Raw genomic sequence first — 14,471 nt, 5'->3', positions numbered from 1 at the left:
TATTTAGTAAATTTATAGATAAGGAGACCCTCACATGCTTCAATATACACTTCGAAGACTACTAGGCATGCTCCCATTGTTACTCCTTATTTCATTGGTGGTGTTCTTTTTAGCAAAGATGATGCCAGGTGATCCGTTTGGGGGAGAAATTGACCCATCTAATACGAATCCACAATACATCGAAGAAATGAGAGAAAAATTAGGCTATAATGACCCAATTATTACACAATACGGTAGATGGATAGCTAATTTTGTACAAGGGGATTTTGGAAAATCAACTGTTTATAAAAAACCAGCTGCAGAAATTATTGCACAACGTATACCTAATACCATATTTTTGGCAGTAGTATCATTAATTTTCACATATATTTTTGCTTTTATAATGGGGATGTATGCTGGACGAAAGCCTTATACACTTGGGGATAATTTGATTGCGACCTATAATTATTTAGCTTTAGCGATCCCATCGTTTGTTGCTGGGATAGTTGCTATTTACTTTTTCTCCTTTAAGCTAGGGTGGTTCCCTTTCAGTGGCTCTGTAGGAGTAGGGGTTATAGAAGGAACTTTTCATTACTATATCAGTAAACTACATCATGTTTTATTACCTGCATTAATATTAGGATTGATGGGAACGGCATCCTATACACAATTTTTACGCAATGACATTATTGAAAATAGTAGAAAAGATTTTGTAAGGACTGCAAGAGCAAAGGGTACAAAAGAATCGAAAATATATAATAAACATATTTTACGAAATTCGATCATTCCAATTATCACGTATCTTGGTTTTGATATCGCAACATTAATTAGTGGGGCAGTCATAACAGAAACCATCTTTACTTATCCAGGCATAGGTGCACTATTCTTAGAATCTGTTGGAAGAAGAGATTATGCAGTCATGATGTCGATTACTATGTTACTTTCGTTTTTAACATTATTCGGTAATTTGGTGGCGGATTTATTATATGGTGTGGTAGATCCGCGTATTAGACTAGATTAAGGAGGGGGAAATCATGACATTGGTTACGAATCAAGAAATATTGTCTCCAAAAACACCGAAGAAAAGTCCCTCACCATGGGTGATTGCAAGACGAAAGTTCGTTAAAAATAAATTAGCTATGATTAGTCTGCTTTTTTTGTTGCTAGTTATTATTCTATCGTTTTTAGCTCCCTATATTACTACAAAAGATATTGTACGTGTAGATCTTACAAAGATTAGCCTACCACCATCGAGTGAGCATTGGCTAGGGACAGATACGAATGGACGTGATGTTTTTACAAGAATGCTTTACGCAGGAAGATCCTCTTTAACAGTTGGATTGGGCTGTATGATTTTTATCGTGGTAATCGGTACTACTGTAGGAGCGATTTCGGGATATTTTGGAGGAAAGATTGAGCAGCTGTTAATGCGATTTACCGATTTTGTATTAATGTTTCCGTTTTTAGTATTTTGTATTGTATTAAATACTCTTCTTACTGGGAAAATATCTGGATTATGGACATTAATCATTGTTATCTCGATTTTAACTTGGGGAAGTGTTGCAAGGATCGTACGTAGTAGAATTCTTGCTGAGAAAGAAAATGAATATATATTAGCTGCTCAATCTATTGGCTGTAAATCCTCAAAAATCATAGTAAAGCACTTATTACCCAATGTTGCTTCCACAATTATTGTACAGGCAACATTACTAATGGCGGTGACAATTGTGGCAGAATCCAGTTTAAGCTTTTTAGGAATGGGAGTACCTGCTGACACACCAAGCTGGGGAAATATGCTATTTGAAGCTAGAAATTCAGATGTGCTAAAGAACAAGCTCTGGATGTGGGTACCTCCTGCTACAGCTATTACGCTAGTCATCTTGTCGATAAACTTCATTGGTGAAGGCTTAAAAGATGCTTTAAACCCTAAATCAAGAAGGTAGTAGCTGGCTATAGTCATTATCAGTGGAAAACAGGATACCTTTAAAAGTATTCCAAGCTTTCAATATAAAAAATCCATCCACTAGAAAATTCTAATGGATGGATGTATAAGTTATTATCGATTTGAAACCCAAGTTTTCACTAAATCAGCTGTACCATAAACATAGTGCTGATCGCCAACTTCATGGTATGTTGCACTATCGTCCACCTCTGTATGCTTGTACGGAATACGTTGACGACGCTTTTCCGACATTGGGTCAGGAAGTGGGATCGCTGATAATAAAGATTTTGTATACGGATGTACAGGATTATTATAAATATCGTCTGCCTTACCGATTTCCATGATTTTCCCACGGTACATTACAGCGATACGGTCGCTGATGTATTTAACCATGGATAAGTCATGGGCAATAAATAGATATGTTAAGCCGCGTTCTTTTTGAAGCTGCTTTAGCAGGTTAACCACTTGCGCTTGAATGGATACGTCCAGTGCTGAGATAGGCTCATCGGCAATTATGAATTTTGGATCTAAGCTTAGGGCACGAGCAATCCCAATACGTTGACGCTGACCACCAGAGAATTCATGCGCATAACGGTTGGCGTGCTCTTTATTTAAGCCAACAGCCTCTAGTAATTGATTAATCTTTTCACGGCGTTCATTTTTATTTTTGTAAAGACCATGAATATCAAAGGCTTCACCAATGATTTCTCCAGCCGTCATACGTGGATTTAAAGAAGCGTATGGATCTTGGAAAATCATTTGCATTTGACGATTGAAATTTTTTAATTCATTTTTAGATTTTTTACCATGAACATTTTGACCATCAAAAATAATTTCACCATCTGTAATGTCATATAGGCGAATAATGGAACGGCCAGTTGTTGATTTCCCACAGCCTGATTCTCCAACAAGACCAAGCGTTTCACCCTCGTATACATCGAAGCTAATGCCATCAACAGCTTTAATAGGGTTACTTGGTGAGCCAAAATACTGCTTTACATTTTTGATTTCAAGAATTTTTTTTGTACCCGCTTTAGTCATGTTGTTGTGCCTCCTTTGCTAAATACCCTTCAATTCGTTTAGCAACAGCTTCTGGAAGTGGTATTTTTGGTGCGTCTGGATGCAGCAGCCAAGTTTTGGCGAAATGTGTATCACTTACTTGGAACATAGGTGGCTCTTGTTCATAGTCAATAGCCATTGCAAATTCATTACGTGCAGCAAAAGCATCGCCCTTTGGAGGGTTCGTAAGATCTGGCGGTGAACCAGGAATCGTACGTAATAGCTCGTCTGTGTCGTTATCTAAGTCTGGCATTGATCCAAGAAGACCCCATGTATAAGGATGCTTAGGATTATAGAAAATATCATTGACAGTACCATATTCCACGATTTGACCAGCGTACATAACAGCAACACGGTCAGCGATGTTGGCAACAACACCTAAATCATGCGTAATGAAAATGATAGATGTTTTCGAATTTTTTTGTATTTCTTTCATAAGCTCTAAAATTTGCGCTTGAATTGTAACGTCTAGGGCTGTTGTGGGCTCATCAGCAATTAACAGCTTAGGATCAGCTGCAAGGGCGATAGCAATAACAACACGCTGACGCATACCACCTGAAAACTCATGTGGATATTGGTTATACCGTTTCTCAGGGAAAGGGATACCTACCTGTGTTAAAAGCTCAATTGCACGTTTTTTTGCATCTGCTTTAGATACTTTTTTGTGTTGTAAAATTACTTCAGTTATTTGACGTCCGACCTTCATAGTTGGATTTAAACTTGTCATAGGATCTTGGAAAATCATTGCAATTTCATTTCCGCGTACTTTTGACATTGCTTTATCACTTAACGGAACTAAATCACGACCATTAAATAAAATCTGTCCTGACTCATAAATACCAGGTGGCTGTGGAATTAGTTTCATTAACGCATTACTCGTAACACTTTTACCAGAACCTGATTCACCTACTATAGCGAGTGTTTCACCTTCCTTTAAATCAAAGTTAACACCACGCACAGCATGAACAATCCCTGCATAAGTTTTAAAGTTTATTCGTAAATCTTTTACCTCTAGAATTGTTTTACTCATTTTGGGCCACCTCCTTATTTACGTAGTTTTGGATCTAATGCATCACGTAAGCCGTCACCAACTGCGTTAAACGCAAAGATTGTTAGTGAAATGAATAATGCAGGGAATATTAAACGCCAAGGAGCATTGGTAATCGCTCCATTACCTTCAGAAGCCATTGTTCCCCAAGAGGCTTGTGGAGCAGGAACCCCAAGTCCTAGATAACTAAGGAAAGACTCTGTAAAAATAGCATGTGGTACAGTTAATGTCATTGTTACTAAAATCGCACCAAGTGCATTTGGCACTAAATGTTTTAAAATTAAATGTCCTGTGCTTGCGCCCAGAGTTCGAGCAGCTAAAACATACTCTTGATTTTTAATAGATAATACTTCACCGCGAACAATACGAGCCATATTAATCCAACCTGTAATCGATAATGCGATAATCATTGGAATAATACCTTGTTCTAATACTACTAAAAGTACGATAACAACTAGTAAGTAAGGAACAGCTGTTAAAACATCGGCAATACGCATCATAATATTGTCAACACGGCCACCTGCTAAACCAGAAATACTTCCCCATAATACGCCGATGATCAAGTCAATAACTGCAGCAGCAATCCCAATGAGTAAAGAGATACGAGCGCCAGCCCATACTCGAACGAAAACATCTCGACCTAAATCATCTGTACCAAACCAATATTTTGAAGATGGTGGGGCATTATAGGAACCTAATTGATCACTATAGTGGTATTGTGAAAACATTGGCACAAATGTAGCCATCAAAACAATAACTATTAAAGCAATTAAACCAAAAATCGCCATTTTATTATGGGAAAAACGAATAAATACTTCCTTCCAAAAGGAGATAGATTTATCTGCTAATTTTTCAGTTGCTTCATGATTTCCACCAACAATTTTAAACTTATCTTTCTCGATTTGTTGCTGTGTCATTACTTTTTCGCTCCTTTCAGCTTAATTCGAGGATCGATCACGCTATATAATATATCTACGATCAATACCGCAAATAAAAGAATGATTGAGAAGAACACCGTTGTTCCCATAACAACTGTATAGTCACGGTTCGTAATACTCTGTACAAAGTGTTTACCTAAACCAGGAACCGCAAAAATTTGCTCTACAATGAAGCTACCTGTAACAACCCCAGCAGTTAATGGACCTAAATAAGTAATGACTGGTAAAAGGGCGTTACGTAAAGTATGGCGGAAGACGACTGTCCATTTCCCTATACCTTTTGCACGAGCCATTTTTACGTAATCACTATTATTTTGTTCAAGCATACTTGAACGTGTTAGTTTAGCTATAAAGCCCATATGCGAAAGTGCAATAGCTAAGGCTGGCAATATACTATAACTAAAGCCTTTCCATCCACTAATCGGGAATAACTGAAGTTTGTATGCAATGAAATACTGCATGAGTCCAGCTAATATAAAGGATGGAACGGAAATTCCGAGCACCGCAAAAGTCGTTGCCAAATAATCTGGCCACCTATTATGATAAAGCGCAGCAACTACACCGATTAATACACCAAATCCAATAGCAAGCAGCATAGCTTCAATCCCTAAAGTTAAAGATACAGGAAAGCCTTCTGCAATCATATCATTCGTTGAACGCGATTTATATTTCATAGATTCACCGAAATTAAAAGTGGCCGCATCGATTAAATAATCTTTGTACTGAATATACCAAGGGTTATTTAATCCATACGTTTCGTTTAACTTTTCCTCTATTTGAGGAGGGAAATTGCGTTCAGATGCAAATGGGTTACCAGGAGCAAGACGCAATAGGAAAAACGTAGCCGTTACGATGACGAAAAGCGCGAGAAGTATATACATCAGCCTTTTCAGAATATATTTAATCACATAAAACTCCTCCTTCTACTTATCAATTATCTGACAAATAAGTGCTTTCGTATTTTAAAAAGAGCTGACTCGCACCGCAAGGGCTACGAGGCAGCTCTCAGCTTAGAGCTTAAAAAGAAATTGTTAACAAATTATTTCATCTTTACATCTTTAAAGTGGATGTCACCAGTTGGATTCGTATCTAAGTTTTTAATACCTTCTTTAACTACAGATAAGTGAGTGTAGTAGTAAATAGGTGCAACTGGGAATTCTGTCATAGCAATTGCTTCAGCTTGTTTTAAATAATCAAGACGTTTAGCTTCGTCTACCTCAGCAACTACTTTTTTCAATAAATCTTTGTATTGAGCATTTTCCCAGCCTGTTTGGTTGTTACCGTTTTTAGCCGTATCATACATTTCAAGGAATGTATATGCGTCGATATAGTCAGCTACCCAGCCCAGACGACCGATTTGATAGTCACCAGTTTTTAATTTTTCTAAATAAACTTGCCATTCTGAGTTATCTAACTGAGATGTAATACCAAGTTTTTTACTCCACTCTTCTTGGATATATTGAGCGATTGCTGCGTGCCCTTCAGAAGTGTTAAATGAAATGTTAACTTTAATATCTTTAGGGTCTTTAATACCAAGTTCTTTCATCCCAGCTTCAAGAGCAGCTTTTGCTTCTTCAACATCATTATCTTTGTAGTAACCACGGTCTTCTTCAAATCCAGGAACTGATAATGGAACCATACCTAGAGCCGGTTTTTGCTCACCTTTAGTTACGTTATCAATTAATGTTTGACGATCGATTGCTAATGTAAGCGCTTTACGGATATTTACATTAGACATAATTTTATCTTTTGTATTGAGTTTATACCAATAAATACTTGCTTCGTCCTTGATTTTTAAAGAACCATCTTTTTTGAATTCATCAATTGCATTAAGGTCTACTGTTTGGAATGGTTTACCGATATAGTCAAGTGAGCCAGATTTAAAGTTAGTAGCAACAACTGATTCTTTTTCAATCATAGCAACATTGACAGTAGTAACGTCAACATTTGATGCATTCCAATAATCTTCATTTTTTGTAAGAACGATAGAATCACTATGTTTCCATTCGCTTAATTTATAAGGACCATTTGTTACGTAATCTTCACCAGCGTCTGCGTACCAATTTTCATTAGCTTCAGTCGCTTTTGGGTTAATTGGTAAATAAGTTTTGAATCCTGTTAATTCTAGGAAATAAGGAGTTGGGTTTTCTAAAGTTACAACTAAAGTTTTGTCATCTTCAGCTTTGATACCAATAGCATCAACAGAACCGCCTCCTTCGTTGTATGCTTGAGCCCCTTTAATTGGGTAGAAAATAGAAGCATACTGTGAAAGGTTTTCTGGATTTAAAGCCCATTTCCAAGCATATTCAAAGTCACCTGCTACAACTGGATCGCCATTTGACCATTTTGCATCACGTAATTTGAACGTATAAGTCTTTTTATCATCACTGATCTCCCACTTCTCAGCCATACCTGGAGTAGGGGTACCTTTTTGGTCTACAACAACTAGACCTTCAAAAATGTTAGTTAAGATTGCACTAGAATCAGTATCCGATGCAAGTCCTGGGTGTAAAGAAGGTGGTTCTGAAGCGATTGCTACTTTAAGCTCTTTAGCTTTTGAACCAGAATCTTTGTTACCGTCTGAAGATGAAGAATTATCAGACTTATCTCCACCGAAGCCACATGCAGCAAGAACTAATGAAAATACTGCAAGGACTGTTAGTAATAAAAACTTTTTGTTTTTAATCATGTAAATCCCCCTTATACAATTTTAAGCCTTCTTTGAAGCTCCTATTTAATATACCAAAAAAATCATTGTGCACAAAATAAAAAAGATTCAAATTTATATAGTATTATCTGACATCTAATAGGATAATAAATTTTTTCGATTCATCACATTAACAAGTGAAAGTGATTAAATGATAATAATTTGATGTTATCATAATATTTATATCAAAAATAAAACAAAAACAAAAAAATGACATACTATACCGAAAATTCCTATTCTTTTGATAATACCATTGATATTTAAAAAATGATTCAAAAGTCACGGATCTGGTCTATTGAGAGAATTGCATGGATTTGTAGAAAATCTTTGTAAAACTAAGTGATTTAGTTTCTTATTCAGGTAATTTTTTGTAATTTCCTATGTCGAAACATGAATACTTTTATCTATTATTGATATATAAGAATCTTGTTTTGTATTTATCTAAGATTCATCGTTTTTATGCTGAAAAAAGAGAAAGTAAAGTAAATGTATGAAAAAATGTGCCTTTTTTAAGAAATAATTGTATTGGATGGGAAGTGTTTTTAATAAGAGAAATTCTCTTGAAATAATTTATGAGATGTTTGAATATGCAACGATGTATGTAAAAATGACATAAATCATCATTTATCTACATCTAGGATTTGGTATCTATTAAATGGTAAAAATAGTTATATTCAAGGTGTTGTTAAACGGTTGTTTTGTGGAGAAGTTCATTTGTCTCGCTTAGAAGGAAAGTGTCTGCATATAGTTATTATAACAATCTGGATTAAAGTCTATGAGCTATATGATCAACAGCAAACTCAGTTATCATTAATGTATTTTTGGCGAATTTTGTAAATGAGAAACGGGTAGGGAAAGGTTTATTGATAAATAAAGCAGTGCATTTTTTGATTCAAAATGCACTGCTACCATATTTAAAGTTTAAATTGGCTAATTTTTGTTTGTAGGTCAAATGATTTTTCACTTAAATCAGTAGCGACCTGATTTATTTGTTGCATCGTAGCAGCTTGTTCTTTACTAGATTCAGCAACAATTTGTGTATGTGCTGCACTAGCAGAGGCGCCATTTGCGATCTCAGCGACAGATGCAGCTACCTGCTCTGCACTAGCAGATATTTCTTCAGAGGTAGCAGAAATATCTTCAATTTGATCGGTCATAGTATTAATAGCTTCTACAATGGCTTCAAAAGCTGTCCCAGCATGACCAATCATTTTTACACCATCTGCTACAGATTGTAGACCACTCTCTACAGCTTTCTCTACATTTTGTGTATCTCCCTGAATCTCTTGTGTTAAATTGACAATTTTATTGGCAGATTGCTTAGATTCTTCGGCCAATTTACGAACCTCATCAGCTACAACAGCAAAGCCTTTGCCATGTTCGCCTGCACGTGCCGCTTCGATTGCGGCATTTAAAGCTAATAAATTCGTCTGTTCTGTAATAGCTGTAATAACTGTTGTGATATTACTAATTTCTGCAGATTGTTTGCTTAATTTCTGAACAAGATTATTAATCACTTGTGTAGAGTCATAGATGACATTCATTTGTTGTTGAGCTTCATTCGCAGTAGAATTGCCGTTATTAGCTAATTCCGTTGTTGTTACCGCGTTTTGATGTAGTTGTTGGGTTGCTTCTGCAATACGCTGAACGCCTACAGCTGTTTCATCCATAGCATGTGCACTCTCATTTGCAGCAATGGTAGCAGCAGAAGCCGCGTTTGCTGTTTCAGTTATACTTCTTGTGACTTCATCAGCTGAAGCAGAAATTTCTTCAGTAGAGGCAGAAAGCTCTTCAGCGGAAGCCGTTAAATGTTCTGTGTTGGCTTGTATATGAGTTAACAAGTTCCGTAAGCTGTTTTTCATTGTGTTAAAGGCGGTAGAAAGCTGACCTATCTCATCTTTAGACTGATGGCTAATATCTTCATGATATAATTCACCATTTGCTATGTTATTGGCTGCGATAACTGTTAATTTTAAAGGCTTGGAAATGGTACGCTGCACATAAAACATTAGCAGTATCCCTATAATTAATCCTAGAACGATGGCAATAATCGAGATTATTTGTGAATTGGCTACGGCTTGTTTGGATTCTTTCGTTACAAGATCAAGCTGGTTCTTTTGGTAGCTTACAATTTTTTCAGATACTTCTAATAGCCCCTTATTCGCTTCTTCAACCTCACTATTTACTTTTTGTAAAGCCTCTTCAAGTTTTCCAGCATTATGAAGTACAAGAGCTTCATCCGCTGCTTTATTAAACGCTTCATTATATGTATTTAAGTCCTTCGCATAAGTATCCATTTCTGATGTATCGGATTTTTGCTTGATTTCACTTACATGCTCATCTAGCATTCCAGCATATTTTGAGAAATTCTCCAGATTAGTTGCTTTATCTTCAATAAATATTGCGCGGATAAAAAGGCCTTGCATCGCTAGCTCAAATTGAATATTATCCGCTAATTCTACTAGGGCGACACGATTTTCAAGTGCATTTTCAACCTTTTTTTCAATGTTGGTAAACTGGAAAAACATGATTAACAAAGAAATAATTAGGGTGAGGATGATTGTGAAAAAACCAAAGCTTAGCTTTCTGCCTACAGTCATAGAGATACGCCCTTTCCAAAATACAAAAATAATTTTTTTATACTTAAATTTAGCCTTTTAGAAAGGTGGAAGTCAATAACGCATCATATAAACAGTACAGATTATTCATAAGTTTTTTTTCGCTATTATAATAAGGAACATTTGCTATAAAAAAAGAGTAGGAGAAAGAAAAATTTAATATAGCTATAGTAAGGATTGCGTGGTGGTTAAAATAAAAAGGGAATACGATACATCACATATCCTATTCCCTCTCTATATTGTGTGGAAAAGCAAACGGATTAAGGTAATTTTGTTTAGACAATTCGCTATACTATAGGCAAGCCTTGCACATATAACTTAGCTTCGTCATAGTAAACTGTTTTTCGAATAAGTTTCCTCTGACGTATTTCCATACAAACATCATCTTTTATTCCTGAAAGCATTTTCAACAACATGTTATGATTGTTTTTTTAACTGTAAAATGACAGTTTCATCTGGATCGATGTATAAAGTTTTTTGTTCAAAATAAATAACAAATCCAGGTTTAGCTCCATTTGGCTTTTTTACCTGACGTATTTCTGTGTAATCTACAGGAACAGAAGAGGAGTCCCTTGCTTTTGAAAAATAGGCAGCCAATGTTGCCGCTTCACGTAGAGTGGTTTCGTCTGGTTCACTCATATGGATAACAACATGTGAACCTGGAATATCTTTCGTATGGAGCCAAACATCTGTGCGTTTAGCTATTTTAAATGTCAGCATATCGTTTTGTTTGTTATTTTTGCCAACAGATATAGCTACACCTGTTGAAGATACATAACGCTCTGGTTCAGGCTTAGCTTGTTTTTTCTTTTTTCGAGCATGACGTAATTTTAAATAACCTTGTTCGGCTAACTCTTCACGAATTTCCTCAATATCACTCGGCGCCGCTTGTTGAACCTGCTGTGCGAGCATTTCAAAATACGAAATCTCGTCCTTCGTTTTTTCTAACTGCTCCTGAACCATAATAAGTGCATTTTTAGCCTTTGTGTATTTTGAATAGTAACTTTGAGCATTTTCAATTGGCGTTTTACGTTCACTGACTGGGATAGTGATTTCCTCTCCAGTTTCACTATAGTAGTTCGTGACAGTGACTGTCTTTACACCCTTTTCGAATGCATACATGTTTGCCATCAGCAGTTCACCATATAATTGAAACTGGTCAAGCCTTGAGGCATGCTCATAGTCTTTATTGAGCTTTTTAATTTTTAATGTCAGCTTATCAATTTCATTTTGCAGCCATCGCTCTAAGTCACCAGCCTGTTGTTTAACACGATCTCTCTCAGCACGTGCAAAAAATACACGATCAAGCAGCTCATGAACATTTGAATAGTTGGTAACAACTCCTTGTAAATGTGTTAAAGCGATTGGGGAGAAGTAAGTTTTATTATTTGCTATAACATACATTGGCTGTGTTCCACCATGTTGAAAGGAAGCAATAAAATTTTGAAAGCAATCAACCAAATCTTTTGTATCCATAAATCGGAACAGTAATTCCTCAGCGTGTAACGGTGAGAAGCCCGTAAATTGAGCAACAATATCCTTAGCAGATTTTTTTTCAGAGAAAAAACCTATTAGCTGTTCAGCCGTTACATTAAGCGGGTGCCATTTATTTTGTGCTGGAGGAGCAATATAAGGCTGACCAGGCAGCACTGTGCGGAAACTATTCACAGAAGGCGGCAAATGCTTTAAGCTATCGACTATTTTTTCCTGCTCCTTATCGATTAATAATAAATTACTGTGACGCCCCATAATTTCAGCGTGGAGCTCCCTTATGATAGGGTCACCGATTTCATTTTTACTTTCAATTTCTACTATTATAATGCGGTCAAAATCATGCTGTTTAATAGAAGAAATAAAACCACCATCCAGGTGCTTTCGTAACAGCATACAAAACATTGGTGGTTCAGCAGGATTTTCAATGGATTGCTCCGTAAGATGAACACGCGCATAAGAAGGATGAATTGAAAAAAGTAATTTATGGTTACTTCCATTTGCACGGATGTGAAGAACAACCTCCTGAGCGTTCGGTTGATGTATTTTAGTAATCCGACCTGTTACTAATTGTTGTAGGTCGGCTGTCATTGAGTAAGTAAATAAGCCATCAAATGCCATGTGATTTCCTCTTTCCAACGATATCAATCAGTTTGGTACTTTCGTATTTGTTGTAGTTTTATAATGCATCAGTGCCTCATGTTTCATTTAGGTAGCAAATGCACGATTCTAATGTTTATCATAGCATTTTTTAGGTGAATATTAAAATATAGCTTCAATTGTGGTAGAATTAGCTTTTGCTCTATCGATTTTTTTATGGTGAAGCGTCATAAATGGCAGAGCTTATGTTATAATAATCCCAGTATGCAAAGAAAGGTGTGACGAACCTTGGTGCGTAGTATGACTGGTTTTGGCAGAGGTGTCACAACAACAAGGGACTTTCAATTAACCGTAGAAATGCGCTCGGTCAACCATCGTTTTTTAGAAATTCATGCGAAATTTCCAAAAGAATGGCTTGAAGCAGAAATTTTTGCAAAAAAACTAATTTCACAAGCTTTGTCACGCGGCAAAATTGATGTGATGGTTTATGTGAAGGATTTAGAAAATGTCGAGCAATCTATTGAAATTAATTGGTCATTAATTGAAGCGTATCGTAAGGCAAAAGAGGAATTAGCAAAAAGAGTACCACTAGAAGAAAAATGGACAATGCAGGAGTTGCTCTCTCTTGAACAAGCACTTGTCCAGGAAAAACCACAGCTTACACCTGAGGATTTACTAAGTGCTGTGGAAATGGCGGTTACGCAAGCAATTGAGCAATTAATTCAAATGCGTGAGCGTGAGGGGCAAGAGCTGCAAGTTGTTGTCGTACAATATAAGGAGCAGTTAACGGAACAGGTGAACCAGATTCGTTCATTTTCCTCACTAGCTGTAGAAAAATATCGTACACGATTATTGGAACGGATTGCTGAAATAGCAGATGGTGAGTTGTTTGAGGATCGCTTACTTGCAGAAGTAGCGATATTTGCAGAACGAGTGGACATTACCGAAGAATTGGACCGTTTAGATAGTCACTTTATCCAACTGGAGGAAACGTTATTAGAAACGATTTCAGTTGGGCGTAAATTAGACTTTTTAATGCAGGAAATTCATCGTGAAATTAATACGATTGGCTCCAAAAATCAATCTACAGAGGCGGCCGTAGCAGTAGTTCAAGCGAAGACCATTTTAGAAAAGATGCGTGAGCAGGTTCAAAATATTGAATAGCCTATTGCATCTGTTATAAATTAAGGGAGATATAGAGAATAAATGATAAAAGAACGTGGATTATTAATTGTTCTATCTGGCCCATCTGGTGTAGGTAAAGGGACAGTGCGAAAAGAATTATTTTCTCAGCCGAATACGAATTATGAGTATTCCATCTCGATGACAACACGAAATCCTCGCGAAGGTGAAGTAGATGGTGTAGACTATTTTTTCAAGACACGTGAAGATTTTGAAATGCTAATTGAACAGGGTGGCTTATTGGAGCACGCCGAATTTGTAGGGAATTACTATGGTACGCCATTAACCTATGTGAATGAAACACTTGATGCAGGACGTGATGTGTTTTTAGAGATTGAAGTGCAGGGTGCAGCACAAATTCGGAAAAAAGCACCTGATGCATTATTTATTTTCTTAGCACCGCCTAGCTTAACGGAATTAAAGGATCGTTTAGTTGGGAGAGGGACGGAAACAGCAGAGGTTATTGCCAAGCGTATTGCAACTGCAAGTGAAGAGCTTGAAATGATGAGCCTATATGATTATGTAGTTGAAAACGATGAAGTGACGAATGCTTGTGATCGTATAAATGCGATTATAAAAGCCGAGCATTGTCGTAGAGAACGTGTAGAAAAAAGATATTTGTCAATGTTGAGAGGAGAATAAACCTATGTTATACCCATCAGTAGATGCATTAAAAAAAGAAATCGATTCAAAGTATTCTTTAGTAAGTCTAGCATCAAAACGTGCTCGCCAAATGCAGGAAGAACAAGATACTGAACGCTTACACAAGTATGTTTCTCATAAATATGTAGGAAAAGCACTTGAAGAAGTAGCGGCAGGTGTACTTACAAAGGTATCACAGGATGAGTCAACTGTGTACGAGGACGAAATCTAACATTGATGTAAAATAGCTATTGCCCAATTAATG

12 protein-coding genes are annotated in these 14,471 nt (G+C 36.5%); 5 read left to right on the top strand and 7 right to left on the bottom strand.

Features of this window, described 5'->3' with window-relative positions:
- Positions 1-34 precede the first annotated feature (34 nt).
- Together opp4B and opp4C are read left to right on the top strand one after the other, a co-directional pair.
- A complete protein-coding gene (gene opp4B / locus ACQKIM_RS06295) occupies positions 35-1,000 on the top strand; it encodes an oligopeptide ABC transporter permease (protein WP_427540689.1) in 966 nt (321 codons plus the stop codon).
- Positions 1,001-1,013: 13 nt separating this feature from the next.
- Complete coding sequence (gene opp4C, locus ACQKIM_RS06290) at positions 1,014-1,922, top strand: oligopeptide ABC transporter permease (protein ID WP_427540686.1); 909 nt, start codon at positions 1,014-1,016, stop codon at positions 1,920-1,922.
- Positions 1,923-2,035: 113 nt separating this feature from the next.
- On the opposite strand, the gene ACQKIM_RS06285 is transcribed toward opp4C, so the two are convergent.
- The 7 genes from ACQKIM_RS06285 to ACQKIM_RS06255 form a co-directional block, all read right to left on the bottom strand.
- On the bottom strand, positions 2,036-2,962 hold the full coding sequence (locus ACQKIM_RS06285) for an ABC transporter ATP-binding protein (RefSeq protein ID WP_427540683.1): 927 nt from the start codon (positions 2,960-2,962) through the stop codon (positions 2,036-2,038).
- Positions 2,955-4,010: an ABC transporter ATP-binding protein gene (locus ACQKIM_RS06280; RefSeq protein WP_427540680.1), complete on the bottom strand. Its 1,056-nt coding sequence runs from the start codon at positions 4,008-4,010 to the stop codon at positions 2,955-2,957. The genes ACQKIM_RS06285 and ACQKIM_RS06280 overlap by 8 nt, the downstream gene beginning before the upstream one ends.
- 14 nt (positions 4,011-4,024) lie before the next feature.
- Positions 4,025-4,945, bottom strand: a complete 921-nt coding sequence (locus tag ACQKIM_RS06275; RefSeq protein WP_427540677.1) for an ABC transporter permease — start codon at positions 4,943-4,945, stop codon at positions 4,025-4,027.
- Positions 4,945-5,874, bottom strand: coding sequence for an ABC transporter permease (locus ACQKIM_RS06270; protein ID WP_427540674.1), 930 nt, complete (start codon positions 5,872-5,874; stop codon positions 4,945-4,947). Before ACQKIM_RS06270 ends, ACQKIM_RS06275 begins: the two co-directional genes overlap by 1 nt.
- Before the next feature lie 131 nt (positions 5,875-6,005).
- Positions 6,006-7,655 carry a peptide ABC transporter substrate-binding protein gene (locus ACQKIM_RS06265; protein ID WP_427540671.1) on the bottom strand — a complete coding sequence of 550 codons (1,650 nt, stop codon included), beginning with the start codon at positions 7,653-7,655 and terminating at the stop codon, positions 6,006-6,008.
- Between the two features lie 932 nt (positions 7,656-8,587).
- Complete coding sequence (locus tag ACQKIM_RS06260) at positions 8,588-10,273, bottom strand: methyl-accepting chemotaxis protein (RefSeq protein ID WP_427540668.1); 1,686 nt, start codon at positions 10,271-10,273, stop codon at positions 8,588-8,590.
- 435 nt (positions 10,274-10,708) lie between these two features.
- Positions 10,709-12,403, bottom strand: a complete 1,695-nt coding sequence (locus ACQKIM_RS06255; RefSeq protein ID WP_427540665.1) for an Rqc2 family fibronectin-binding protein — start codon at positions 12,401-12,403, stop codon at positions 10,709-10,711.
- Positions 12,404-12,670: 267 nt separating this feature from the next.
- Between ACQKIM_RS06255 and ACQKIM_RS06250 the strand changes: the two genes are divergently transcribed.
- From ACQKIM_RS06250 to rpoZ, 3 genes are read left to right on the top strand one after another with little or no spacing between them, the layout of a single operon-like run.
- The gene (locus ACQKIM_RS06250) at positions 12,671-13,546 is read left to right on the top strand and encodes a YicC/YloC family endoribonuclease (protein WP_427540662.1); all 876 of its coding nucleotides are present in this window, start codon (positions 12,671-12,673) and stop codon (positions 13,544-13,546) included.
- A gap of 42 nt (positions 13,547-13,588) precedes the next feature.
- On the top strand, positions 13,589-14,206 hold the full coding sequence (gmk, locus tag ACQKIM_RS06245; RefSeq protein ID WP_427540659.1) for a guanylate kinase: 618 nt from the start codon (positions 13,589-13,591) through the stop codon (positions 14,204-14,206).
- Positions 14,207-14,210: 4 nt separating this feature from the next.
- On the top strand, positions 14,211-14,438 hold the full coding sequence (gene rpoZ, locus ACQKIM_RS06240; RefSeq protein WP_004227380.1) for a DNA-directed RNA polymerase subunit omega: 228 nt from the start codon (positions 14,211-14,213) through the stop codon (positions 14,436-14,438).
- Positions 14,439-14,471 lie beyond the last annotated feature (33 nt).

The organism is Lysinibacillus sp. NPDC047702 (genome assembly GCF_050272555.1).
GTDB lineage: Bacteria > Bacillota > Bacilli > Bacillales_A > Planococcaceae > Lysinibacillus.
The sequence above is the reverse complement of the archived record's forward strand: the minus strand, read 5'-3'. Positions and strand labels throughout refer to the sequence as shown.